This is a genomic window from Leifsonia sp. KNZ12-8B, assembly GCF_056755495.1.
In genome coordinates, this window is record NZ_JBPGXM010000053.1 from 1 (window position 1) to 22,894 (window position 22,894).

The following is a 22,894-nucleotide window of genomic DNA, read 5'->3' on the forward strand; positions in this document are numbered from 1 at the left end:
GTCAGATGTGTATAAGAGACAGCGCTAGGGAGGACCGCCGGCCGCCGACCGGTTTCCACCTGAAGTACCGCCGCCGCCCCGCTTCTCCACAGCCTCGCCGAGACGCGGGACGAACCACGGACCGCCTCCGGGGACCGCGGCCCCCGGGACCGCGCCCCGCGTCTACGCCAGCTCGTTCCCCTCCAGCATCTCGGTCACGAGCGCGGCGATCGCCGAGCGCTCCGAGCGGGTCAGCGTGATGTGCGCGAACAGCGGGTGCCCCTTCAGCGTCTCGATCACCGACGCGACACCGTCGTGGCGGCCCACCCGCAGGTTGTCGCGCTGGGCGACATCGTGCGTGAGCACCACCCGCGAGTTCTGCCCGATCCGGCTGAGCACCGTGAGCAGCACGTTGCGCTCCAGCGACTGCGCCTCGTCGACGATCACGAACGCGTCGTGCAGCGACCGGCCGCGGATGTGCGTCAGCGGGAGCACCTCGAGGATGCCGCGGTCCTGCACCTCGTCGAGCACGTTCTGCGAGACCAGGGCGCCGAGGGTGTCGAACACGGCCTGGCCCCAGGGGTTCATCTTCTCGCCCTGGTCGCCCGGCAGGTAGCCGAGCTCCTGGCCGCCGACCGCGTACAGCGGGCGGAAGACCATGATCTTCTTGTGCTGCTGCCGCTCCAGCACCGCCTCCAGGCCCGCGCACAGGGCGAGCGCCGACTTGCCGGTGCCGGCGCGGCCGCCGAGCGAGAGGATGCCGACCTCGGGGTCGAGCAGGAGGTCGATGGCGAGGCGCTGCTCCGCCGACCGGCCGTGCAGGCCGAAGACGTCGCGGTCGCCGCGCACGAGCTTCACCTCGCCGCGCCCGACGACCCGGCCGAGCGCCGAGCCGCGGTCCGAGTGGATGACCAGCCCGGTGTTCACCGGCAGGTCGGCCACGAGGGAGGTCGTGAGCCGCTCCTCCTCGTACAGCTCCGCCATCTTCTCGCTGCCGAGGTCGACCTCGGCGAGCCCGGTCCAGCCGGACTCGACCGCCTGCTCGTGCCGGTACTCCTCCGCCGAGAGGCCGATGGAGGCCGCCTTCACCCGCAGGGGCAGGTCCTTGGAGACGACCGTGACGTCGAGCCCGTCGTTGGAGAGGTTCAGCGCGACCGCGAGGATGCGGGAGTCGTTGTCGTTCAGCTGCATGCCGCTCGGCAGGACCGACATGTTGGAGTGGTTGAGCTCGACGCGCAGCGATCCGCCGTCGCCGACGGGGATGGGGAAGTCGAGCCGTTCGTGCTGGACGCGCAGGTCGTCGAGGTTGCGCAGCGCCTGCCGGGCGAAGTACCCGATCTCGGGGTCGTTGCGCTTGCCCTCCAGCTCGCTCACGACCACGACGGGGATGACGACAGCGTGCTCGGCGAATCGGAAGATCGCCTTGGGGTCGGACAGCAGCACCGACGTGTCGAGCACGTACGTGCGCTCGTCCTGCCTGGTGCCGCCGGGTGCCGACTCGAACTGCCGGGTTGCTGATTCAGCCACGACCACTCCCACCCCGCCGCTCCCGCAGGAGCCGGCGGATTCAGTTGGCGAGCCGGCCGCTTCCGTTCCGAGGCGAACTTATGTGGCCGTCTCGATCGGGCGCCATGCCCGATGCCCTGAACCTACGCCGCGCCACCGACACGCACGGGCGTGGAGGCCGCGTGTCGTGTTTCCATCAGGTGAACATCCGCCCCCAGTTCTGGGAATGGCGCACCCGGCCGGGACGCGCGGCCGCTCACACCGCCGACGCGAACGACGTGAACGCCGCCCGCAGCATGTCCAGCGTCTCCTCGGTGGTCCCGGCGTGCACGCTGATCCGCACGCCGGTGGACCGCACCGTCGCCGTGACCCCGTGGTTGTAGAGCGACGCACTCAGTGCGGCCAGGTGCTCCGGCAGCGGCTCCAGCACCACGATCCCCGCCCGCTCGGCCGGCGAGCGCGACGAGCCGACCGGCAGGGCGAAGTCATCGGCGAGCTCGAGCACGCGTTCGACGTTCTCGGCGACCGTGTCGCTCACGGCGGCGACGCCGACGGCTGCGACCTCCTCCAGCGCCGCGGCGAACCGGGCCTGGGCGATGCTGTCAGGGTTGGAGACGGTGAAGGCCTTGGCGGTCGGCGCCGGATCGATGACCTCGTCCCAGGTCTGGCCCTCCGCCGCGGTGGCCGCCCAGCCGCTGAAGACCGGCGTGAGATGCTCCAGCGCGCGCTCGCTCAGCGCGAGGAAGCCGGTCCCCCAGCCCGCGCGCGTCCACTTCTGGCCGCCGGAGACGACGACGTCGGCCACCTCGTACGGCGCGTCGACCACGCCGAAGCCCTGGATCGCGTCGACGATCAGCAGCCGGTCGCCGATCACCTGGCGGATGCCGTCGATGTCGGCCAGGTAGCCCGTGCGGGAGTCGACCAGGCTCACCATCACGGCTGCGGTGGCGGAGGTGAGCTGGTCGCGGATGACGGAGGGCGTGACGCGCGCGTGGTCCGTCTCCAGCCAGCGCGGGGTCACCACGTGCATCGCCTGCGCCGCCCGGACGGCCGCGTACGTGACGCTCGGGAACTCCGCCCGCGAGAGCAGCACCTCCCCGCCGGTGAGCCCGAACGCGGCATGCATGAGGCCGCTCGTCGCGTTGGGCTGGAACACGATGCTGTCGGCGGCGAAACCGGTCAGCGCCGACACGGCGTCGCGGACGCGCTGGTCCTCGGCGCGCAGCCGGTCGATGGTGCCGAACCGGGCGCGGCCGAGGATCTCCAGCTGGGCCGCGGCCTCGGTGCGCACCGCCGTCGAGAGCGGGCCGACCCTCCCGTAGTCCAGGTATCCCGGCTCCTCGCCGAAGCCGCGCGCGAACTCCTCGATCGTCGTCACGCCTCAGCCCCCGAACCGTCGGTGGCGGCGGGAGTAGTCGCGGACCGCGCGCAGGAAGTCGACCTCGCGCAGGTCGGGACCGAGCGCCTCCACGAAGTAGAACTCGCTGTGCGCGCTCTGCCAGAGCATGAAGTCGCTGAGCCGCTGCTCCCCCGACGTGCGGATGACCAGGTCGGGGTCCGGCTGCCCTCCGGTGTAGAGGTGCTCGCCGATGAGGTCGGGGGTGAGGAGGTCGGCGAGCGTCTCGAGGCTGCCGCCGTCGGCGTGGTGCGCGGCGACGATGCTGCGCATGGCGTCCGTGATCTCCTTGCGGCCGCCGTAGCCGACCGCGAGGTTGATGTGGAGGCCGGTGTTGCCCGCCGTGCGGTCCTCCGCCCCGGTCAGTGCGGCGACGAGCGGGGCAGGGAGACCGGCGGTCGAGCCGACGTGCTTGACCCGCCAGTCGCGGTAGCGGGAGAGATCGTCGGCCAGCTCGGCGATGATCTCGATGAGGTCGGAGAGCTCGCCGCTCTCGCGGTTGGTCAGGTTGTCGGAGGAGAGCAGGTAGAGCGTCACGACCTCGATGCCGAGGTCGTCGCACCACTCGAGGAACTCGCGCATCTTCTGGGCGCCGGCGCGGTGGCCGTGGGCGACCGTGGTGAGCCCGGCCTGCCGGGCCCAGCGCCGGTTGCCGTCGATGATCATGGCGACGTGCCGCGGCATCGCCTCGGGGCCGAGGCCGGCGAGCTCGCGGCGCAGGCGCTTCTGGTACAGCCCGTACAGCAGCCCGCTGCCCGGGGCGGAACTGCGTCTGGTCACGCTGCTACGTTAGCGCTCCGGCGCCGGATCGACTCACAGCATCCGGCCACCGGCCTCCCGTAGTGTTGGCACATGTCGCCCCGCCACCGCCCTGAGAACGAGGACGTCGCCGAACAGCTCGGCAAGCCGGCCGCGGAGCTCTCGCCCGCCGATGCCGCCGTCAAGGCGGATGAGGCGGCTGCGGACCGCGAGGGCCCGGACATCCCCAACATCCCGCTGCTCGACGCGTCGCAGGCGGCCACCGGGGAGCTCAAGCCGAAATGGCGCGGCTGGATCCATGCCGGCACCTTCCCGGTGGCGATCGCCGCCGGCATCGTCCTGATCTGCCTGGCCGAGGGCGCAGCGGCCAAGTGGGCGTCGGCCGTCTTCATGCTCACGTCGATGCTGCTGTTCGGCAACTCGGCGCTCTACCACCGCTTCAACTGGAAGCCGCGGACGAAGGTCCTGCTCAAGCGCATCGACCACGCCAACATCTTCCTGCTCATCGCCGGCACGTACACCCCGCTGGCCGTGCTCGCGCTCCCGCCGGAGAAGGGCATCCTGCTGCTGTCGCTGGTGTGGGGCGGCGCGCTGATCGGGATCGGGTTCCGCGTCTTCTGGATCCACGCCCCGCGCTGGCTGTACGTGCTGATCTACGTGGCGCTCGGCTGGGCGGCGGTGATGTACCTCGGCGACCTCGTCGCGGCCAACGTCGCGATGATGGTCCTGGTGCTCGTCGGCGGGATCTTCTACACCATCGGCGCGGTGATCTACGGCCTCAAGCGGCCGAACCCGATCCCCGGCGTGTTCGGGTTCCACGAGATCTTCCACACCCTGACGGTGCTCGCCTTCCTCTGCCACTGGACGGCGACGCTCCTGATCGCGCTGCACCCCGCCTACAACGCGTAGCCGGCCCGGCGCCCAGCCGCCCCGGCGCCCAGCCGCCCCGGCGCCCGCCGGCTCAGCGGGTCTGGTCGTCCGGACGCTCGTCGCCCTCCGCCGCCTGCTCGGCGTCGAGCTTCTCGTTGATCTCTGCGCGGTAGCGCACGCGGCGGATGCGGCGCACCATGTCGAGCGCCAGCAGCACGGCGGCGACCGCCACGAGGAACGTGACGATGAAGCCCGCGACGCCCGGCGTCACGAGGTCGTCGTCCGGCGCGCCCGACGGCGTCGGCGTGGGCGTCGCGGCCAGCCACACGGAGGCGCGGAGGAGGGTGTCGGCGATCACGCGGCGCCTCCCGCCGTGTCGGCGTCGATCCCCGCGAAGAGGTCGGTCTCTGGCATGGAACTCTCCACTTTCGAGTCGATGAGCTGGAACTCCTCCGTCGGCCACGCGGTGCGCAGCACGTCGTTGGGCCAGAAGAAGAAGGTGCTGTCCGGTGCGACCTGGCTGGCGTGCGAGCGCAGGGCCGCGTCGCGGGTCTCCAGGACGTCGCCGACCGGGACGCGGGTCGTGACGAGCGACGGCTGGTCGTCCAGCCACGAGCGCATCTCGCGCATCCGCTCCAGCAGCGGCGACGACGGCTGCGCGGCGAGCAGCGCGTCGTGCACCGCGCGGATGCGCTCGCCGTTGAAGATGCGGTCGTAGTAGAGCTTCGACACCGTCCACGGCTCCCCCAGCTCGGGGAAGCGGTCGGGGTCGGCCGCCGCGTGGTACGCCGCGACGCCGATGACGTGGGCGCGGATGTGGTCGGGATGCGGATAGCCGCCGTTCTCGTCGTACGTGATCATCACGTGCGGGCGGAACTCGCGCACCAGGCGGACCAGCGGCGCCAGCTCGTCCTCGACCGGCAGCGCGGCGAAGGAGCCGAAGGGATGCGTGCCGTCCTCGCGCGCCATCCCCGAGTCCACATAGCCGAGCCAGCGGTGCTGGACGCCGAGCACGGCCTGCGCCGCGGCCATCTCGCGGCGGCGCAGCCCGGCCATGTCGCGGGCGGCCATCGCGCGGGAGCGGGCGTCGAGGTTCTCGTTCAGGATGTCGCCGCGCTCGCCGCCGGTGCAGCTCACGATCATCACCTCGTCACCGCGGGCGGCGTACGCGGCGTAGGTGCCTGCTCCCTTGCTGGACTCGTCGTCGGGATGGGCGTGGACCGCCATGAGCCGGCGGGACGGGCGTGCGGGATTCACAGCTTCATCTCCTAGTCTGGATCCAGCCTACCGTCGCGCCCGCGGCGGCCCTGCACTTCGACGAGAGAGGCGGACGCGACCAGCATGGCGGTGACGGAGAGCATCGATCGCCGCTACGGCCGCACCCCGGAGCGCCGGCGCCGCGACCGCTGGCTGCTCGGCGGCGGCTTCGTCGCGCTGGTCGCCATCGTGGGCGCCTGGGTGGTGTGGGCCGGCTGGGACAACGACCAGGCCGACTTGGAGGCGACGGACACCGCGTTCGTCATCAAGGACGCCCATCACGTCGACATCTCCTTCTCGATCAGCGCTCCCACAGGCGCACCGGTCACCTGCGCGATCCAGGCCCTGAACGAGGACTTCGCGATCGTCGGCTGGCGCATCGTCCAGTACCCCGGCTCCGACCGCCGCGAGACCACGCACACCGAGACGATCCGGACGGTGCAGCAGAGCAACACGGGTTTGATTAACGCCTGCTGGCTGGCCTAGCATTCTCTGGATACGCCCCGGCCACGAGGTCGGGGCGTCGACTTTACCCAGGGGGTCCTTCCCCCGACGATCTGCCCACGCGGCCTCGGCCGTGGGAGCGAAGGAGATCATCATGTCCGACTCTCAGGTCACCTTTCTGACCCAGGATGCGTACGACCGCCTGGCGGCCGAGCTCGAGGAGCTCAGCGTCAACGGCCGCAACGAGATCGCCAAGCGCATCGAGGCGGCGCGCGAGGAGGGCGACCTCAAGGAGAACGGCGGCTACCACGCGGCCAAGGAGGAGCAGGGCAAGATCGAGGCCCGCATCGTCCAGCTCACCAACCTCCTGCGCAGCGCGACCGTCGGCGAGGCGCCCGAGAGCCACGGCGTCGTCGAGCCCGGCACCGTCATCACCGCGACGATCGCGGGCGACGAGAGCGTCTTCCTGATCGGCAACCGCGAGATCGCGGCCGGCAGCGACCTCCCCGTCTACAGCGAGCAGAGCCCGCTCGGCCTGGCCATCCTCGGCCTGAAGGTCGGCGACTCGACCGAGTACACCGCCCCGAACGGCCGTCAGATCGCCGTCGAGGTCACCAAGGTGGAGACCTACGCGGGCCAGTGACCCGCGCCCTGCGCGTACCGACCCCGTCGAGTACGCGCGGATTCGAGACGAAACCGCCGAGTACGCAGAGAATGCGCGTACTCGGCGGTTTCGTCATTCGTCGTCGACGACCGGGTCGTAGCCCGCGGCGCGGAGGGCGGCGATCACCTGCTGGCGGTGCTCGGTGCCGCGCGTCTCGACGCTGACGTCGAGCTCGACCTGGCTGAGCTGGAGGCCGCGTCCGTGCCGCGTGTGCAGCACCTCCACCACGTTCGCGTTCACACCGGCGAGGAGCTCGGCGATGCGCGCCAGCTGGCCGGGGCGGTCGGGCAGCATGATCGTGAGCTTGAGGTAGCGGTCGGAGGCGGCGAGGCCGTGCCCGATGACGCGCTGCATGAGCAGCGGGTCGATGTTGCCGCCGGAGAGGATCGCGACGGTCGTGCCGTCGGCCGGGACGTGCCCGGCGAGGATGGCCGCGACCGCCGCCGCGCCCGCCGGCTCCACGACGAGCTTCGCCCGCTCCAGCAGCACGAGCAGCGCGCGGGCGATGTCGTCCTCGCTCACCGTGACGACCTCGTCGACCGCGGCCTTGATGATCTCGAAGTTCAGCGTGCCGGGGCGGCTGACCGCGATGCCGTCGGCGATGGTCGGAATGGGCGCGATCTCGGTGACCTCCCCCGCCGCCAGCGACGCCGGGTAGGCGGCCGCGTTGGCCGCCTGGACGCCGATGACGCGGATGCTGCGTCCTTCCCGGTGCGCCCGCTGCTTGATCGCGCTCGCGACGCCGGAGATCAGGCCGCCGCCGCCGATCGGCACGACGACCGTGGCGACGTCCGGCGCCTCGTCGAGCAGCTCGAGGCCGAGGGTGCCCTGTCCGGCGACCACGTCCGGGTGGTCGAAGGGCGGGATGAGCACCGCACCGGTCTGCTCGGCGAACTCCGCGGCCGCGCGCAGCGTCTCGTCGACGATGCTGCCGCTCAGCACCACATCCGCCCCGTAGGCCCTGGTGGCCTGGAACTTGGGGATGGCGACGCCGACCGGCATGAAGATCGTGGCGTGGATGCCCAGCTCGCGGGCGGCGAAGGCCACGCCCTGCGCGTGGTTGCCGGCCGAGGCGGCGACGACGCCGCGCTCGCGCTCCTCGGCGTTCAGCTTGGACAGCCGGTGGTAGGCGCCGCGGATCTTGTACGACCCGGTGCGCTGGAGGTTCTCGCACTTGAGCAGCACCGGCGCTCCGAGCACCTCGGCGAGGAACCGCGAGCTCTCCAGGGGCGTCGTGCGGGCGACCCGGCCCACGATCGCGCGCGCGGCCTCGATCTCGTCCAGGCTGGGCCCGGCGAACGGAGTGCGCGTGGGATCGGTCACGGTTGCCACGCGCTCAGCCTACCCGCCGCTGTATTCCGGGCGGTGTATGCGCTTCCCGCGGCTGCCACCGCGTGGTCCGGCGTCAGGAGGGCGAGCGCCGCACCGCCTGCGGCACGGTCTGCCAGATCGGCCGGTACGGCGGCTCCGCGCTGGGCGTATCCCCGCGGTTCCGCCACACCCCGCTGGAGATGTAGTGGACCATGACGTTGAGCACGGCGACGAACGGGACGGCGAACAGGGCGCCGGGGATGCCCGCGAGGAGCGAGCCCGCCGCGACGGAGAGAACAACGGCGAGCGGGTGCACCTTCACCGCGGTGCCCATGATGAGCGGCTGCAGGACGTGGCCCTCCAACTGCTGAACCAGCAGGACGCCGGCCAGCATGATGAGCGCGAACACCCAGCCCTTGAAGATGAGCGCGACGACGACGGCCAGCGCGCCGGTGACGACGGCGCCGACGACGGGGATGAACGAGCCGAGGAAGACGAGCACCGAGATCGGGATGACCAGCGGCAGCCCGAGGAAGAACGCGACGATGCCGATGCCGACCGCGTCGATGAAGGCGACCAGGATCTGCACCTTCACGAAGTTCTTGAGCGTCTGCCATCCGGCCTGTCCGGCGCCGTCGACCGCGGGCCGTGCCCGCTTCGGGAAGACCCGCACGACCCAGCCCCAGATCCCCCGGCCGTCGATGAGGATGAACAGCACGCTGAAGATGGTGAGCAGAGCACCGGTGACCACGTGGCCCAGCGTGGAGCTCACCGACAGCGCGCCGGAGATGAACACCTGGCTGTCCTCCTGGATGGACTTGAGGAGCGAGGACAGCGCGTCGCTGATCTGCGCCTCGCTCAGCCCGAGCGGTCCGCTGGTGAGCCACGCGCGGAAGTCGTCGTAGGCCTGCACCCCCTGGGTGCGCAGGTCGTCGCTCTGCCGGGTGACCGACCAGATCGCCAGATAGAACAGCCCGCCGACGACCACGACCGTGGCCAGCAGCGGCACCACGACGCTCAGCCACTTCGGCCAGTGGTGGCGCAGCAGGAAGTCCTTGAACGGCACGAGCAGCGCGGCGAGCAGCACCGCGATGAGCACCGGGATCACGATGAGCCGCAGCTGCACGATGAGGAAGAGCAGGACCGCGATGGCCGCGCCGATCACGAGCAGCCGCCACGACCAGGCGGCGCCGAGCCGGACGCCGCGCGGCAGCGACGCCTCGATCGGCTCCGTGTGCGCGGGCGCGGGGGCGATCGCGCGCGCGGCCGCGTCGTTCCGGCGGCGCAGGAACCGCGAGCGGGCCGGCGCCCGGTTGTCGCCGGGGACGCCGTTCGCGCCCACGGGCGACCCGGCGGCCGGGGCCGGCTCGTTCGCGGTGGAGGACGGGACGGGGGTCTCGCTGTCGGACATGTTCGTCAGTGTAGGCTCCACGCCCGCGGGCACCGGCCCGACTCCCGGCGGCTGGCCGCGCCTTCACAGCGGGCGTACAGTCGGCCGGTTCAGGGCGACGGCTCGAACACCAGCGGCGGGCGCTCGATCGCCGTGCGGAACCACTGCCAGGAGCCTCCCGCCGAGGTCTGCTGGATGGAGGCGTAGGTCGTGTGCGCGGCCGGGACGTTCTGCAGTCCTACGACGACGGCGACGTTGCCGCTGACCGTCTTGGTCCCGGTGCCGCTCACAGTGCCCGCGCCGGCGTATCCGTTGACGGAGAGCGTCACCGGTCCGCTGGTCGCGATGAGGAACTCCACCAGGTAGGTCTGCGTGCTCGTGATGCCGTAGGCGGCGGGCTCGAAGTGCACGGAGACGCCCGGCCCGCCGGAGGGCACCGGACGGAACGCGAACGACGCGTACGGCGTGCCGGTGGTATCCGTCTGCAGGATGTCCGGGGCGATGACGGTCAGGTTCGTCCTGCCCTTGCCGACCGTGTGCGTCGGGCTGATCGTGTCGATCGGGAGGAACCACCACGGCAGGTGGATGACCTGGTCGAGCCGCAGCCGCGTGGCCACGTCGTGGGGCGAGAGCGTCCGGTCGAACGTCTCGAACTGGACGGCGTCGGTGATCTCGGCGTCGACGCTGGGCGTGTAGCTGGTGCTGGCCTGGTCCGACATGCGCGCAGGGTACTGCCGCCTCCGCGCGTCGCACCAGACCGCACGTGCCCGGCGGACCGGCGGCAGGTGCCAGGCCGTCGGCGTCAGGCCGCGGGCGCCACCGTCACCGGCGTGGGCGCGAGGGCGACGCTCACCCGCTCGCCGGGCGCCGGGTGCTCACGCGTCCCGTGCTGCACCGCCAGCTCGGTCCCGTCCTCCAGGCGCACGCGGGTGCGCCGGACGGCGCCGAGGAAGCTCGTCGTCAGCACGGTCGCCGGCACGCCGTCGGCCGAGAGCAGTACGTCCTCGGGGCGCACGTAAGCGGTGACGGGTCCGTCGGCCGCCGGCGCGGCCAGCGGAACCGGGCCGCCGAGGAGGTTGAGCAGCCCTCCCGCGACCGTGCCGGGGACCCGGTTGGTGAGCCCGACGAACTCCGCCACGAAGGCCGTGGCCGGGCGGTGGTACAGCTCCTCCGGCGACCCGATCTGCTCGATGGCGCCCGCGCGCATGACCGCGACCCGGTCGGCGACGGCGAGCGCCTCCTCCTGGTCGTGCGTCACGAAGAACGTCGTGATGCCGAGCTCGGTCTGGAGGCGGCGGATCTCGTCCCGCAGCTGCACGCGCACCTTGGCGTCGAGCGCCGAGAGGGGCTCGTCGAGCAGCAGGACGCGCGGCTCCGTGACGAGGGCCCGCGCGAGCGCCACGCGCTGCTGCTGACCGCCGGAGAGCTGGTGGGCGTACCGGGAGCCGTGCCCGCCCAGACCGACGAGGTCGAGCGCCTCGGCGGCACGGCGGCGGCGCTCGGCGGCGGGCACCTTGCGCATCCGGAGGCCGAACTCCACGTTCTGGGCGGAGTCGAGGTGCGGGAACAGCGAGTACGACTGGAACACCATTCCGAGATCGCGTCGGCTGGCCGGCTCCCCCGTCACGTCGCGGCTGTCGATGAGGATGCTGCCGCCGTCCACCCGCTCGAGCCCGGCGAGGGCGCGCAGCGCGGTCGTCTTGCCGCACCCGCTCGGCCCGAGCAGGGCGATGAACTCACCCGGACCGGCGGCGAGGTCGAGCCCGGTCAGGCCGACGCCGCCGCCGAAGTCGCGGACGAGTCCGCGCAGCTCGACGGTGCTCCCCCGGCGGGAGGCGGGGCCGGCGGCGAGGGAGGGAGAGAGTACGGACACGGATCAGCCTTTCGCGGTGCGCCGCCGGACCGACACGACGCGGTCGACGACGACGAGGAGGACGAATGCGAACACCAGCGCGAGGAGCGCGAAGATGACCGCGACGAAGGGGTCGGACTGCGACACGAGCAGCAGCGAGGTCTGCAGGTTGACGCGGCTGAGCAGCGACGCGATGGTGAACTCGCCGAGCACCACCGCGACCGACAGCGCGGCGGCGGCGAGGATCCCGCGGCGCAGGCCCGGCACGATCACGCGCCAGAAGGCCGTCCACCAGCCGGAGCCGAGCGACCGGGCCGCCTCGGTGAGCGTCACCAGGTCGGTGGCCGCGACGCTCCCCTGGATCGCGCGGTAGGCGTACGGCAGCACGGTGATGCCGTACGCGAAGGCGAGCGTCCACGACCCCGAGCCGAACACGTCGGTCACGACGGCATAGGTGGGGGCGAGGCCGACGACCATGACGATCGCCGGGATCATGATCGGGAGCAGGCACACGCCCTCCAGCAGCCGGCGCAGGCGCGGGAACCGCAGCTCCACCAGGACCATCGTCGGCAGCAGCACCAGCAGCACGATGGCGACCGTGACGGCGGCGAGGACGAGCGAGTTGCCGAGGCCCTGGTACACGCGGTCGTCGCGATGCGTCTCGCCGCTGAACACGGCGACCCAGCGGTCGACCGTGTAGACGCCCGGCTTCGCGGTGCGGAGGGTGAACTCCACCATCGACACCAGCGGGACGAGGAAGAAGACGCCGAGCACGGTCCAGATGACCGCCGTGGTCGCCGGCCCCGGTGCGAGCCGCAACGGACGGGCGCCGCGCGTCATCGCTGCCACCGCGCGGTGCGCCGGACGAGCGCGGAGTACGCGAGCATCACGACGATCATGACCACGAGCATCCCGAGCGCCATCGCACCGGCCAGGTTCGCCCGGCCGAGCACGGTCTCGCTGATCAGCGCCTGCCGGATCTGCAGGGACACGATGTTGTTGGCCTGCCCGACGAGCGCCGCGGCCGTCGCGTACGACGAGAACGCGTTCGCGAACAGCAGCAGGAGGCTGCCGAGGAACGACGGCAGGAGGATCGGGCCGCCGACCCGCAGCCAGTAGGTCCAGCGGCCGCCGCCGAGCGTCGCCGTCGCCTCCAGCCACTGCGGGCGCAGCCCCTCCAGCGCCGGGAGGAAGGTGATCACCATGAGCGGGATCTGGAAGTAGAGGTACGGGAGGATGAGGCCGGGCACGCTGTAGAGCCACACGCCGTTCTCGTAGATGTTCACGTGGAACTGGTTGCGGAGCAGCACGGTCACAAGCCCCTGCGCCCCGATGGTCGCGATGAACGCGAAGGCGAGCATGACGCCGCCGAACTGGGCCAGCACGCTGCTGGCGGAGTCCACGAGCGAGCGGCCGACGCCACCCGCCCGGCTGCCGAGCAGGGCGAAGCAGAGCGCGGCGCCCGCGACGGCTCCGACGACGGCGGTGACCGCGGAGAGCCAGAAGGCGCCGAGGAACGACCCGGCGATGGCGGGCTCGGCGAGGCCGCTGAGGTTCGCCCAGGTGAACCGGCCCTCCCCGTCCACGAACCCGCTGCCGACGGCGACGAGGGTCGGGATCGCGAGGAAGACGACGACGTAGAAGGCGAACGGCGTGAGGCCGAGCACGGCGGCGAGCCCGCCGCGGCGCGGGCCCCGCGCGGGGGTCCGCCGCGCACGCGACGGGCGCTGCCGCCGGGGCCCCTGCTCGGCAGGGGTCCCGGCGGCGGCGCTCTCGACCGCCGGCGCCACCGCGCCGGCGATGGTCCCGGTCATCAGCCGACCGCGTTGGCCCAGGTGGAGTTGAGCAGCTCGCCGGCCTTCGTCGCCTGCTCGTCGGTCATCACGGCGACGTCGTCGAGCTTTCCGGGGAACTCCTTCTCATCGAGGGTGCCCGCCTTCTGCATGGCGTCGACGCGGGCCGGGTAGGCGCCGCCCTTCAGCCAGGCGTTCTGGGCGGCGTCGCTGTAGAGGTACTCCTCCCACAGGCGCGCGGCCGCCGGGTGCGGCGCGTCCTTGTTGATGGCCTGGTTGTAGTAGCCGACGTACGCGGTGCCGGGGAGCACGACGTACTTCCAGTCCACGCCGCCGCCCTTGATGGTGTCGGAGGTGGCGTAGCCCTTCTGGTTGAACGACCAGTCGAGCAGCACCGGGGTCTCGCCCGAGGCGATGGTGTTGGGCTTGCCGTCCGCGGCGTTCCAGTTGCCGGCCTTCTTGAGCTTCGAGAACCAGTCCACGCCCGCGCTCAGGTCGTCGAGCGACCCGCCGTTCTGCAGCGTGGCGTACGCGACGGCGCCGGCCGCGGCAGCCGCCTGGGTCGGGTTGCCGTTCAGCGCGACGGCACCCTTGAACTCCGGCTTCAGGAGGTCGTCGAAGGTCTTCGGCGGGTTCTTGATCTTGTCGGCGTCGTAGCCGACCGCCATCACGCCGTAGTAGCCGACCTTCCAGAGGCCGTCCTTCTCCTTCTGCGAGTCGGGGATGTCGTCGAACCCGGCCGGCTTGTACGGCGCGAAGTAGTCCGTGTTGGCGAGGGCGACCGAGGAGCCGATGTCGAACGTGTCGGGGGCGGTGTCCTGGCCCTTCAGCTTCTCGGCGGCGTCGATCTCCTCCTGGCTGGAGGCGCTGTCCTGGCTGGGGTTGATCGTGATGCCGTACTTCTCGGTGAAGCCGTCGAAGATCTCCTGGTAGTTGGCCCAGTCGCCCGGGGTCGCGATGATGTTCAGGCTGCCCTCGGCCTTCGCGGCCTTGACCAGCGCGTCCATCCCGCCGGCCGACGCGGCGTCGGTGGCGGTGGCGATCTTCTCGCTGTCGGCGGTGTCGGCGCTCGCGCCGCCCGAGCAGGCGGCGAGCGAGAGGGCGACGACGGTCGCCGCGGCGGCGAGGCCGACGGCGCGCGTGCGCTTGGTGATCACGGAATGTCCTCCAGATACGGGTTGCGGACCGGGCCTTCCCGATCCGCGATCACCGTAGGGACGGCGGGAGACGCGCGGGCCAGCGGGCGGTGGCCGGACGGTGAACGCGGGGTGACCGCCGTCCGCGCGGGGTGTCGGCGGGGGCGGATAGGGTCTACACGTGGTCGATCAGGTGTCCCCCGCTCGCGTCTCTCCGGCGTCGGTCTCCCCGGCAGCTGCGCGCCGCATCGCTCTCGCGGCCCAGGGATTCGGGAGGCCGCGGCCGGCCGCCGTGGGCACACGGCAGCTCAACGGCGTGATCGACCGGTTGGGGCTGCTGCAGATCGACTCGGTCAACGTCTTCGAGCGCAGCCACTACCTCCCCGTCTTCGCCCGGCTCGGCGGCTACGACCGCACGCTGCTCGACCGGCTCACGTTCGACGCGCGCGGCCCGCACACCGAGTACTGGGCGCACGAGGCGGCCTTCATGCGCAAGGAGGACTGGCCGCTGTTCGGCTGGCGGATGGCCGACTACCGCGCCCGGTACGGCGCCGCCGACGGGTGGTTCGCGCAGAACCGCGACACGGTGGAGTGGCTGCGGCGCGAGCTCGCCGCGAACGGACCGCTGGTCGCCGGCGAGATCGAGCACGACGCGAACACGCGCACCGGCCCGTGGTGGGGCTGGTCGGGCGTCAAGCGGGCGCTGGAGTCGCTGTTCCTGTTCGGCGAGGTCGCGATCGCCGGGCGCACCCGGTTCCAGCGCCGCTACGGCCTGGCGGAGGATGTGCTCCCGTCCACCGCGCTCGACCGGACCATCGACCGGGAGGACGCCGTCCGCGAGCTGATCCGCCGCTCGGCCGTGGCGCACGGCATCGGCACGGCCAAGGACTTCGCCGACTACTACCGCATCAAGGGCGCGCCGGCCGCCGCTGCCATCCGCGACCTGGAGGAGGCGGGCGAGCTCCTTCCCGTGCGGGTGCCCGGCTGGGAGTCGGGCGGCAAGCCGATCCCCGCGTGGGTGCACCGCGACGCCCGCACGCCGCGCCGGATCGAGGCGGCGGCGCTGCTCTCGCCGTTCGACCCGGTGGTGTGGTTCCGCGACCGGGCGCTGCGGATGTTCGGCTTCCACTACCGCATCGAGATCTACACGCCCGCGCCGCAGCGCGTCTACGGGTACTACTCGCTCCCGATCCTGCTCGACGACGCCCTCGTCGGCCGCATCGACCTGAAGAGCGACCGGCAGGCGGGCGTGCTGCGGGTGCAGTCCGCGTGGACCGAGCCGGGCGCGCCTCCCGCGACCCTCGACCGGCTGGTGCCGCTGCTGCACGAGACGGCGGCCTGGCAGGGCCTCGAGTCCGTCGCGGTGAGCGAGGGCGCCCGGGGCGACCTCGCGCCGGCGCTCGCCCGTGCCCTCGCCGGCCGCGCCATCGCTTCCTGAGTTGCGCACGTCCCCGTCCGGCGTGTCCCGGGCAGAAGTCCGGAAAGGATGGTGGCGGACGGTGGGAGTAGGGTTCGAGGCATGACGTCACCGCTGGAGTATCTGAATGCCGACGGGGCCGATGAGGCCGACTACGAACAGCCGATGCGGGAGCTCTACTCCTATCCCGATGGCGATCACTGGCTCGACGGGATCGTGACCGGGGTCAAGCCCGGGGCCGCCATCGAGGGCGGTGCGCTCGTCCAGTTCGACGACCGGCTGTGGGTGCGCGCCTCGCTCGTGCGGGAGTCCGACCACTACATCGCGGTCCTGCTCGGCACGGACGGCGAGGTGTACGCGGAGGTCATCACGAGCTTCATCGACGGGCAGCCCGCCGACCCGATCCGCGACATCTCGGTCACCGACGGCGAGTCGAACATCGGCACCGAGTGGCGGCCACTCGACGAGCCGCGCACCGGCACGCGCGTGCGCTACCGCTACACCGGCTCCGCCGACCTTCAGCAGCCGTAGCGCCCGTCCCGTCGCCTGCCTCCGAGTACGCGGACTCTCTGCGTACTCGGCGGTTCCGGGCCGAATCCGCGCGTACTCGGCTGTGGGCTCAGAAGCCGGCGCCCATCTTCTCGAGGCGGTCGACGCGCTCGGGGATCGGCGGGTGGGTGCTGAACAGGCGCGCCGTGATGCTCGGCCGGAGCGGCTCGGCGATCCAGAGGTGCGCCATCGAGGAGTTCTGCTTGCGCATCGGGCGCCCGTACGCCTCCAGCTTCAGCAGCGCGCTCGCCAGGGCGTCCGGGTGACGCGTCGTCATGGCGCCGGTCGCGTCGGCGAGGTACTCGCGCTGGCGCGACACGGCGAGCTGGACCAGAGTCGCCACGAGCGGCGCCACGACCAGGGCGATGAGGCCGAAGACGAGCACGACCGGGTTGCCCCCGCCGTTGTTGTTGTTGCGGTTGTTGCCGCCGAAGAAGGCCATCCGCAGCATCATGTCGGCGATGAACCCCACCGCCACCGTCAGGCCGAACACGATCATCGACAGCCGGATGTCGTAGTTGCGCACGTGCCCGAGCTCGTGCGCCATCACGCCCTCCAGCTCGGCGTCGGTCATGATGTCGAGCAGTCCGGTCGTCGCGGCGACGGACGCGTGCTGCGGGTCCCGCCCGGTGGCGAAGGCGTTCGGCGCCGGGTCGTTCACGATGTAGACGGCCGGCATCGGCGTGCCCGTGGTGATCGAGAGGTTCTCGACGATGTTCCACAGCCGCGGGTTGTCCGCCTTCTGGATCGGGATCGCTCCCGCCATGCTCAGCGCCTGGCTGCTCGCCATGAAGTACTGGAAGGCGGCGTAGACCACCGCCCCGATGAGCACGAAGGCGAGGATCGACCAGCTCTGGTAGAACCACGCCGCGAGCCATCCCAGCGCACCGATGAGGACCAGGAACAGCAGGATGATGAAGACGGTGTTGCGCTTGTTCCTGGCGATCGCCCTGTACATCGACGCCCTAGAACTGGACGCGCGGAGGCTCGGCGATGGCGGCGAGGTTGTCGACCTCGAAGAAGTCGCGCTCGCTGAAGCCCAGGCGCCGGGCGAACAGGTTGTTCGGGAAGACGCGGATCTTGGTGTTGAACTCGCGCACGCCGCCGTTGTAGAACCGGCGCGACGCCTGGATCTTGTCCTCGGTGTCGACCAGGTCGGCCTGGAGGCGCAGGAAGTTCTGGCTCGCCTGCAGCTGCGGGTAGGCCTCGGCCACGGCGAAGATGCTCTTCAGCGCGGTCTGCATGTGGCCCTCGGCGACGGACGCCTCGGCCGGCCCCTGGGCGGACAGCGTCTCGGCGCGCGCCTGGGTGACGGATTCGAAGACGCCCTTCTCGTGCGCCGCGTAGCCCTTGACCGTCTCGATGAGGTTCGGGATGAGGTCGGCACGCCGCTTGAGCTGCACCGTGATGTCGCTCCACGCCTCGTCGACGCGCACCTTGAGGGTGACGAGCGAGTTGTAGGTGGCCCAGAAGTAGATCCCGATGATCGCGACGATCACGACGACGATGATGACCGGAATGAGCCATTCCATGTTCGGGTACTCCTTGCGTGGGGCGCGGTGAAGGACGGTGCGCAGACCACATCCTATCGGCGGCCGACCGGCCTCTCACCGCGTTCCCATCACACTCGAAGCAAGCACCGGGCGGACGCATGGACGGCGCCGCGAGGGTGCACAATGTCCCCGTGAGCGAGATCGCCGAACGCCGCCCGCGCGGCCGTCCGCGCAAGGAGCGCGGCGCCTCGTCCGCGCGCACCGCGATCCTCCGGGCGGCGGCGGACGAGTTCGCCGAGCGCGGCTACGAGGCGGCCTCCCTCCGCGCGATCGCCCGCCGAGCAGGGGTCGACTCGGCGCTCGTCCACCACTACTTCGACGGCAAGGCCGACGTGTTCGCCGCCGCGCTCGAGGCGCCGCTGCGGCCCGACCGGATGCTGGAGGTCGTGCTCGCGGCCCCGCGCGACGAGATCGGCGAGCGGCTGGTGCGCTACCTGCTGGAGCAGCTCGGCGACCCGAAGGCGGCGGGCCGGATGGTGGTCGTGCTGCGGACGGTGCTCGGGAGCGGCCCCGGCACGCGGATGGTGCGCGAGTTCCTCACCAGGGAGGTCTTCTCGCAGCTCGCGGCGCTCAACGACGGACCCGACGCCGCCCTGCGCGCGAACCTCGCCGCCTCCCAGCTGGTCGGGCTGATGATGACCCGGTTCGCCCTCCGCCTCGAGCCGATCGCGAGCGCCTCGCCCGACGAGCTGGCGCGGCGGATCGGCCCGGTGCTGCAGTGGCACCTCTTCGGCTATCCGGAGGCGCCGCTCGCCTGAGCTCCGCCTTCCACCGGCTCGCTCCGCTCTTGTGCACGCGGTCGCGGCGGCGAATAATTCAGCACATGATGAATTCGCCCGATCCCGCGGTCTCCATCGCCGGGCTGCGCGTGCGCCGCGGTCGCACGACCGTGCTCGACGGGCTCACGCTGGACATCCCGCGCGGGCAGGTCGTCGGCCTGCTCGGGCCGAGCGGCTGCGGCAAGACGACGCTCATGCGCGCCATCGTCGGCGTCCAGCGCATCGGCGGCGGCACGGTGGAGGTGCTCGGCCAGCCGGCCGGGTCGTCGGCCCTGCGCCATCGCGTCGGGTACGTGACCCAGGCGGCGAGCGTCTACGACGACCTCACCGTCACGCAGAACCTGACGTACTTCCGGCGCGTGCTCGGCGCCGGCAAGGAGGATGTCGGGCGCACCATCGAGGCGACCGATCTCGGCGCGAACGCGGGGCAGCTCGTGTCGACGCTCTCCGGCGGGCAGCGCAGCCGCGTCTCCCTCGCCGCGGCGCTGCTCGGCTCCCCCGACCTGCTGGTGCTCGACGAGCCGACCGTCGGCCTCGACCCGCTGCTGCGCGCGGACCTGTGGGGGCTGTTCCACCGGCTCGCGGACGCGGGGACCAGCCTCCTGATCTCCAGTCACGTCATGGACGAGGCCACCCGCTGCGACCGGCTGCTGCTGATGCGGGAGGGGCGCATCCTGGCCGACCAGACGCCGGAGGAGCTGCTCGCCGAGACCGGAGCCGCCGACGCGGAGGGGGCGTTCCTCGCGCTGCTGCGGCGGCGCCACCCGCGGCACGCCCTGGACGAGGCGCAGCCGGGCGGCGACGACTCCGGACACCCGGAGCGCACCGAGGAGGCCGGCCGATGAACGCCACCCGCACCCTCGCCACCACCGAGCGCGTGCTGACGCAGATCCGGCACGATCCGCGGACCGTCGGGCTGCTCGTCGTCGTCCCGAGCCTGCTGATCGGGCTGGTCGCGTGGATCTTCACCGACACCACCGTCTTCGACACCATCGGGCCGGCGATGCTGGCGCTCTTCCCGTTCGTCGTGATGTTCCTGGTCACGAGCATCACCACGCTGCGGGAGCGCCGCACCGGAACCCTGGAGCGCCTGCTCGCGATGCCGCTCGGCAAGGGCGACTTCATCCTCGGCTACACCCTGGCCTTCGCCCTGCTCGCCGTCGTCCAGTCGGCGGTCGCCGTCGCGATGGCGGTCTGGGTGTGCGGACTGGAGATCGAGGGCAGCACCTGGCTGCTGTTCGCGGTCGCGGTCGCCGATGCGATCCTCGGGACCACGCTGGGACTGTTCGCGAGCGCCTTCGCCCGCACCGAGTTCCAGGTCGTGCAGTTCATGCCGCTGCTGATCTTCCCGCAGATCCTGCTCGGCGGCATCTTCCTGCCGCGCGACCAGCTGCCGGACGTGCTGGAGGCGATCAGCGACTGGCTGCCGCTGTCGCACGCCATCGACGCCCTCAACGCCGTCGCCACGAACTCGGAGGACGCGGCGTACATCGGCGGCCAGCTGCTGATCATCGGCGCCTTCTCGCTCGGGGCCGTGATCGTGGGGTCGCTGACGCTGCAGCGGCGGACGGCGTAGCGGTTAGAACGTCACGGAGGTATGAACGCTATTGCTGTGATTCTTCGGATCTCACATACTAGTGCCACATCTTAAATCTCAAACCCATGGAGGTCACTGTGGTACGACGGACTTTGGCACTACGACACGGAGCGAGAGCCGCAATCGCGCTGATGGCGGCTCTGATCATCGCAGGGGCAGGCGCACTCCCAGCCAACGCCGACGAGAACGCCCTCCTCATGCCGTCGGGCGTGACGGCGGCGGAGTCGAAAGCAGCACTGGAGTCGATGAAGGCGGACGTCGATGGCTGGGCGGCGCTTGCGGCGAGCGACACTGCAGACCTCCTCGCGCGAGCGCTCGCCGGCGGGATCGAGCCGCAGGGTGGTCTCGAGCTGTCGACCGAGCGAGCGACCGCGTGGCGAGTCGGCGACACCACTCGACTGCTGCGCATCCCGGCGGCCGCCGGCCAAGGCGTGCTCGAACAGAGCAGCGTCTCCGTCGTCTTCGACGAGAACGGGTCGATCGCCGGGTCCAGCCAGTGGGTGTTCTCCCCGGTGACGGCAGACTCCGGGCGCGTGCAATCGTGGATCGATGGAGGCCTCGTGATGGACCAGATCGTCACGGCCGAGGGCAAGACCGCTGGGCCCCCGCTAGCGAGCCGTGCTTACAAGAAGGGCGACTGGTGGGGGAATTTCAATCAGTGCCTCTCGAACGCAGGTGTGGCAGCCTGGGCGATCGCCGGCATCTCGCTCGCATGCGCGGCGGTCTGTGTCGTCACGGCCGGGATCGGCTGCATCGGCTGCCTGGGCGCCGCCTCAGCAGGGTTCAGCGGTACGGTCTCGTTCTGCATCACCACGGCGAACCTGAACTCGTGAATGACCAACATGAATCGGTCAGCTGAATCGACAGGCCACCGCCGCACCGCGCAACGCGCCCGGCGAATGACCGTGTCCCTGGCCGCGGCAGGAGCGGCGGCCATCGTGGTGAGTCAGGCCCTTCCGGCCGCATTCGCGGGCATCCTCTGGCTGCTCGGCGGCGCATGCCTCGCGGGAGCCATGGTCGCAGCACTCTGGGCGCGAAGAGGGTCCCGATGATCACTCCCCCAGCACCCGCCGCAGGTACGCGTTCGCGAACCGGCGCTCGGGGTCGAGCCGGTCGCGGACAGCGAGGAAGTCGCCGAACCGCGGGTACGCCTCCCGGAACCAGTCGGCGTCACGGGTGTGCAGCTTGCCCCAGTGCGGCCGGCCGTCGTGGTCGAGCATGATCTCCTCGACGGCGGCGAAGTACTCGCGGTGGTCCTCGCGGTAGTAGCGGTGCACCGCGATGTAGCCGGTCTCGCGGCCGTACGCCGTCGACAGCCAGTTGGGGTCCGCGGCTGCAGAGCGCACCTCCACCGGGAAGGAGATCCGCCAGCCCCGGCGCTCGATCAGCGCCTTCACCTCGGCGAGCGCCGCCGGCACGGCCGCGCGCGGGAGGGCGTACTCCTGCTCGCGGAAGCGGACCGTGCGGTTGGTCACGAACACGCGCGGCGACACATCGGTGAAGTCGCGGTTGCCGGTCAGGCGCTGCGCCAGCCGACTGAAGGGAGGGACGACGGCCGGCGCGATGGTGCCGACCGCGCAGACGCCGCGGTAGAGGCCGTTCGCGAGCAGCTCGTCGTCGACCCAGCGACCCCAGCGGGTGAGCGGCGCGCGCGGCGCCGTGCTGGGGAGGCGTGTGTTGGTCTTGGTGAGCGCGGTCTCGGTGTGCGGGAACCAGTAGAACTCGAAGTGGTCCTCGCGGGCCGAGCGCTCCAGGTAGCCGTCGAGGGCGTCCTGCAGCGGCTCCGGCCGCTCCACCGCCTGGAGGAGGTACGCGGGCACGCACTGCACGGTCACGTCGACGATGACGCCGAGCGCGCCGAGGCCGAGGCGCGCGGCGGGGAGCAGGTCGGCGTTCTCGGTCTCGTCGATGCGCAGCAGCCCGCCGTCGGCGGTGACGAGGGTGAGCCCGGTGAGCTGCGTGGCGAGGCCGCCGAACGCGCCGCCGGTGCCGTGGGTGCCGGTGGAGGTGGCGCCCGCGATGGTCTGCCGGTCGATGTCGCCCATGTTCTCGAGCGCCAGACCGTACGGTTCGAGGAGGCGCGGGAGCTGGTGGAGGCGCGTCCCGGCCGCGAGCGTCACCCGGCCGCGCTCCTGGTCCACCGCGAGCACGCCGCTGAGGGCGTCGAGGTCGAGCAGCACCCCGGGTGCGGCGGCGATGCCGGTGAAGCTGTGGCCGGCCCCGACCGCCTTCACCGGCAGGCCCTGGCTCGCAGCCGCGGCCACTGCGCGCTGCACGGCCTCCGGGCCCGCGGGGCGCTCGATCCGGCGTGGCCGGATCGCCTCGGTCCGGCCCCAGTTGCGCCAGACGCCCGCGCGGCCGCCGCCCGCACGCACCTCCACCGCCGTGCCCGTCACAGGAAGACCCTCCCCTCACCCCGGTAGGTGAGCGTCTCCCCGACGACGGCCGCCCGACCGTCGACGGCGTCGACCAGCTGGAATCCGTTCAGGTGCTCGCTCAGCTCGCCGGACTTGGTGTGGCGCAACCAGACCCGGTCGCCGACGTGCAGGACGCCGGCCGCGGCTCCGGTCAACGGGGTCTGCACCTCCCCGGCCATCTCGCGCGCCACCATCGCGAGCCCGGTCGGCCACACCACGCGGGGC

24 protein-coding genes and 1 pseudogene are annotated in these 22,894 nt (G+C 71.6%); 9 read left to right on the top strand and 16 right to left on the bottom strand.

Annotated features, from left to right (window positions below):
• Positions 1-162: 162 nt before the first annotated feature.
• The 3 genes from ACR9ZG_RS09740 to ACR9ZG_RS09750 all read right to left on the bottom strand — a co-directional run bounded on the left by ACR9ZG_RS09740 (position 163) and on the right by ACR9ZG_RS09750 (position 3,661).
• Positions 163-1,512 (bottom strand): PhoH family protein, encoded by a 1,350-nt coding sequence (locus tag ACR9ZG_RS09740; RefSeq protein WP_481284631.1) that lies wholly within the window; start codon positions 1,510-1,512, stop codon positions 163-165.
• 229 nt (positions 1,513-1,741) lie between these two features.
• Positions 1,742-2,863 (bottom strand): aminotransferase class V-fold PLP-dependent enzyme, encoded by a 1,122-nt coding sequence (locus tag ACR9ZG_RS09745; protein ID WP_481284632.1) that lies wholly within the window; start codon positions 2,861-2,863, stop codon positions 1,742-1,744.
• 3 nt (positions 2,864-2,866) lie between these two features.
• Positions 2,867-3,661, bottom strand: a complete 795-nt coding sequence (locus tag ACR9ZG_RS09750; RefSeq protein WP_481284633.1) for an isoprenyl transferase — start codon at positions 3,659-3,661, stop codon at positions 2,867-2,869.
• 72 nt (positions 3,662-3,733) lie between these two features.
• On the opposite strand from ACR9ZG_RS09750, the gene trhA reads away from it, so the two are divergent.
• The gene (gene trhA / locus ACR9ZG_RS09755) at positions 3,734-4,549 is read left to right on the top strand and encodes a PAQR family membrane homeostasis protein TrhA (protein ID WP_481284634.1); all 816 of its coding nucleotides are present in this window, start codon (positions 3,734-3,736) and stop codon (positions 4,547-4,549) included.
• Positions 4,550-4,601: 52 nt separating this feature from the next.
• Here the strand turns inward: trhA and ACR9ZG_RS09760 are convergent, their stop codons facing one another.
• Entirely contained in the window at positions 4,602-4,868 is a 267-nt protein-coding gene (locus ACR9ZG_RS09760) for a hypothetical protein (protein WP_481284635.1), read from the bottom strand.
• On the bottom strand, positions 4,865-5,737 hold the full coding sequence (gene mca, locus ACR9ZG_RS09765; protein ID WP_481284652.1) for a mycothiol conjugate amidase Mca: 873 nt from the start codon (positions 5,735-5,737) through the stop codon (positions 4,865-4,867). The genes ACR9ZG_RS09760 and mca overlap by 4 nt, the downstream gene beginning before the upstream one ends.
• A gap of 114 nt (positions 5,738-5,851) precedes the next feature.
• On the opposite strand from mca, the gene ACR9ZG_RS09770 reads away from it, so the two are divergent.
• Positions 5,852-6,253 carry a DUF4307 domain-containing protein gene (locus tag ACR9ZG_RS09770; protein ID WP_481284636.1) on the top strand — a complete coding sequence of 134 codons (402 nt, stop codon included), beginning with the start codon at positions 5,852-5,854 and terminating at the stop codon, positions 6,251-6,253.
• Between the two features lie 112 nt (positions 6,254-6,365).
• On the top strand, positions 6,366-6,854 hold the full coding sequence (greA, locus tag ACR9ZG_RS09775; protein WP_481284637.1) for a transcription elongation factor GreA: 489 nt from the start codon (positions 6,366-6,368) through the stop codon (positions 6,852-6,854).
• A 93-nt stretch (positions 6,855-6,947) separates the two neighbouring features.
• Here the strand turns inward: greA and ilvA are convergent, their stop codons facing one another.
• From ilvA to ACR9ZG_RS09810, 7 genes are all read right to left on the bottom strand, one after another.
• On the bottom strand, positions 6,948-8,207 hold the full coding sequence (gene ilvA / locus ACR9ZG_RS09780; protein WP_481284638.1) for a threonine ammonia-lyase: 1,260 nt from the start codon (positions 8,205-8,207) through the stop codon (positions 6,948-6,950).
• Between the two features lie 73 nt (positions 8,208-8,280).
• Positions 8,281-9,597, bottom strand: a complete 1,317-nt coding sequence (locus ACR9ZG_RS09785) for an AI-2E family transporter (RefSeq protein ID WP_481284639.1) — start codon at positions 9,595-9,597, stop codon at positions 8,281-8,283.
• 89 nt (positions 9,598-9,686) lie between these two features.
• Complete coding sequence (locus tag ACR9ZG_RS09790) at positions 9,687-10,295, bottom strand: hypothetical protein (protein ID WP_481284640.1); 609 nt, start codon at positions 10,293-10,295, stop codon at positions 9,687-9,689.
• A gap of 83 nt (positions 10,296-10,378) precedes the next feature.
• Positions 10,379-11,449: an ABC transporter ATP-binding protein gene (locus ACR9ZG_RS09795; protein WP_481284641.1), complete on the bottom strand. Its 1,071-nt coding sequence runs from the start codon at positions 11,447-11,449 to the stop codon at positions 10,379-10,381.
• A 3-nt stretch (positions 11,450-11,452) separates the two neighbouring features.
• Positions 11,453-12,268, bottom strand: coding sequence for an ABC transporter permease subunit (locus tag ACR9ZG_RS09800; RefSeq protein ID WP_481284642.1), 816 nt, complete (start codon positions 12,266-12,268; stop codon positions 11,453-11,455).
• A complete protein-coding gene (locus ACR9ZG_RS09805; protein ID WP_481284653.1) occupies positions 12,265-13,263 on the bottom strand; it encodes an ABC transporter permease in 999 nt (332 codons plus the stop codon). The genes ACR9ZG_RS09800 and ACR9ZG_RS09805 overlap by 4 nt, the downstream gene beginning before the upstream one ends.
• Positions 13,242-14,378: an ABC transporter substrate-binding protein gene (locus ACR9ZG_RS09810; RefSeq protein ID WP_481284643.1), complete on the bottom strand. Its 1,137-nt coding sequence runs from the start codon at positions 14,376-14,378 to the stop codon at positions 13,242-13,244. Before ACR9ZG_RS09810 ends, ACR9ZG_RS09805 begins: the two co-directional genes overlap by 22 nt.
• Positions 14,379-14,538: 160 nt before the next feature.
• Between ACR9ZG_RS09810 and ACR9ZG_RS09815 the strand changes: the two genes are divergently transcribed.
• Together ACR9ZG_RS09815 and ACR9ZG_RS09820 are read left to right on the top strand one after the other, a co-directional pair.
• Positions 14,539-15,795 (top strand): winged helix-turn-helix domain-containing protein, encoded by a 1,257-nt coding sequence (locus ACR9ZG_RS09815; protein WP_481284644.1) that lies wholly within the window; start codon positions 14,539-14,541, stop codon positions 15,793-15,795.
• A gap of 81 nt (positions 15,796-15,876) precedes the next feature.
• Complete coding sequence (locus ACR9ZG_RS09820) at positions 15,877-16,305, top strand: hypothetical protein (RefSeq protein WP_481284645.1); 429 nt, start codon at positions 15,877-15,879, stop codon at positions 16,303-16,305.
• A gap of 88 nt (positions 16,306-16,393) precedes the next feature.
• Here ACR9ZG_RS09820 and ACR9ZG_RS09825 read toward each other — a convergent pair whose 3' ends face one another.
• On the bottom strand, positions 16,394-17,281 hold the full coding sequence (locus ACR9ZG_RS09825) for a M48 family metalloprotease (RefSeq protein ID WP_481284646.1): 888 nt from the start codon (positions 17,279-17,281) through the stop codon (positions 16,394-16,396).
• Positions 17,282-17,288: 7 nt separating this feature from the next.
• A complete protein-coding gene (locus ACR9ZG_RS09830; protein ID WP_481284647.1) occupies positions 17,289-17,855 on the bottom strand; it encodes a LemA family protein in 567 nt (188 codons plus the stop codon).
• Positions 17,856-18,007: 152 nt separating this feature from the next.
• Between ACR9ZG_RS09830 and ACR9ZG_RS09835 the strand changes: the two genes are divergently transcribed.
• The 4 genes from ACR9ZG_RS09835 (at position 18,008) to ACR9ZG_RS09850 (ending at position 21,085) form a co-directional block, all read left to right on the top strand.
• Positions 18,008-18,634, top strand: coding sequence for a TetR/AcrR family transcriptional regulator (locus ACR9ZG_RS09835; protein ID WP_481284648.1), 627 nt, complete (start codon positions 18,008-18,010; stop codon positions 18,632-18,634).
• A 68-nt stretch (positions 18,635-18,702) separates the two neighbouring features.
• On the top strand, positions 18,703-19,500 hold the full coding sequence (locus ACR9ZG_RS09840) for an ABC transporter ATP-binding protein (RefSeq protein WP_481284654.1): 798 nt from the start codon (positions 18,703-18,705) through the stop codon (positions 19,498-19,500).
• Positions 19,497-20,231 carry an ABC transporter permease gene (locus ACR9ZG_RS09845; RefSeq protein WP_481284649.1) on the top strand — a complete coding sequence of 245 codons (735 nt, stop codon included), beginning with the start codon at positions 19,497-19,499 and terminating at the stop codon, positions 20,229-20,231. The genes ACR9ZG_RS09840 and ACR9ZG_RS09845 overlap by 4 nt, the downstream gene beginning before the upstream one ends.
• A 152-nt stretch (positions 20,232-20,383) precedes the next feature.
• Positions 20,384-21,085: a hypothetical protein gene (locus tag ACR9ZG_RS09850; RefSeq protein ID WP_481284650.1), complete on the top strand. Its 702-nt coding sequence runs from the start codon at positions 20,384-20,386 to the stop codon at positions 21,083-21,085.
• Between the two features lie 219 nt (positions 21,086-21,304).
• On the opposite strand, the gene ACR9ZG_RS09855 is transcribed toward ACR9ZG_RS09850, so the two are convergent.
• Together ACR9ZG_RS09855 and ACR9ZG_RS09860 are read right to left on the bottom strand one after the other, a co-directional pair.
• Positions 21,305-22,648 carry a D-arabinono-1,4-lactone oxidase gene (locus ACR9ZG_RS09855; protein ID WP_481284651.1) on the bottom strand — a complete coding sequence of 448 codons (1,344 nt, stop codon included), beginning with the start codon at positions 22,646-22,648 and terminating at the stop codon, positions 21,305-21,307.
• Positions 22,645-22,894: pseudogene (locus ACR9ZG_RS09860) on the bottom strand (amino acid deaminase/aldolase); the annotation flags it as partial. The pseudogene ACR9ZG_RS09860 and the gene ACR9ZG_RS09855, both read right to left, overlap by 4 nt.

What these genes read in the sequence shown, in the direction of transcription:
- trhA (WP_481284634.1), top strand. Translation starts at nt 3,734, where the DNA reads ATGTCGCCCCGCCACCGCCCTGAGAACGAGGACGTCGCCGAACAGCTC.
- ACR9ZG_RS09785 (WP_481284639.1), bottom strand. Translation starts at nt 9,597, where the DNA reads ATGTCCGACAGCGAGACCCCCGTCCCGTCCTCCACCGCGAACGAGCCG.
- greA (WP_481284637.1), top strand. Translation starts at nt 6,366, where the DNA reads ATGTCCGACTCTCAGGTCACCTTTCTGACCCAGGATGCGTACGACCGC.
- ACR9ZG_RS09790 (WP_481284640.1), bottom strand. Translation starts at nt 10,295, where the DNA reads ATGTCGGACCAGGCCAGCACCAGCTACACGCCCAGCGTCGACGCCGAG.
- ACR9ZG_RS09850 (WP_481284650.1), top strand. Translation starts at nt 20,384, where the DNA reads ATGGCGGCTCTGATCATCGCAGGGGCAGGCGCACTCCCAGCCAACGCC.
- ACR9ZG_RS09845 (WP_481284649.1), top strand. Translation starts at nt 19,497, where the DNA reads ATGAACGCCACCCGCACCCTCGCCACCACCGAGCGCGTGCTGACGCAG.
- ACR9ZG_RS09840 (WP_481284654.1), top strand. Translation starts at nt 18,703, where the DNA reads ATGAATTCGCCCGATCCCGCGGTCTCCATCGCCGGGCTGCGCGTGCGC.
- ACR9ZG_RS09825 (WP_481284646.1), bottom strand. Translation starts at nt 17,281, where the DNA reads ATGTACAGGGCGATCGCCAGGAACAAGCGCAACACCGTCTTCATCATC.
- ACR9ZG_RS09770 (WP_481284636.1), top strand. Translation starts at nt 5,852, where the DNA reads ATGGCGGTGACGGAGAGCATCGATCGCCGCTACGGCCGCACCCCGGAG.
- ACR9ZG_RS09820 (WP_481284645.1), top strand. Translation starts at nt 15,877, where the DNA reads ATGACGTCACCGCTGGAGTATCTGAATGCCGACGGGGCCGATGAGGCC.
- ACR9ZG_RS09830 (WP_481284647.1), bottom strand. Translation starts at nt 17,855, where the DNA reads ATGGAATGGCTCATTCCGGTCATCATCGTCGTCGTGATCGTCGCGATC.
- ACR9ZG_RS09800 (WP_481284642.1), bottom strand. Translation starts at nt 12,268, where the DNA reads ATGACGCGCGGCGCCCGTCCGTTGCGGCTCGCACCGGGGCCGGCGACC.
- mca (WP_481284652.1), bottom strand. Translation starts at nt 5,737, where the DNA reads ATGGCGGTCCACGCCCATCCCGACGACGAGTCCAGCAAGGGAGCAGGC.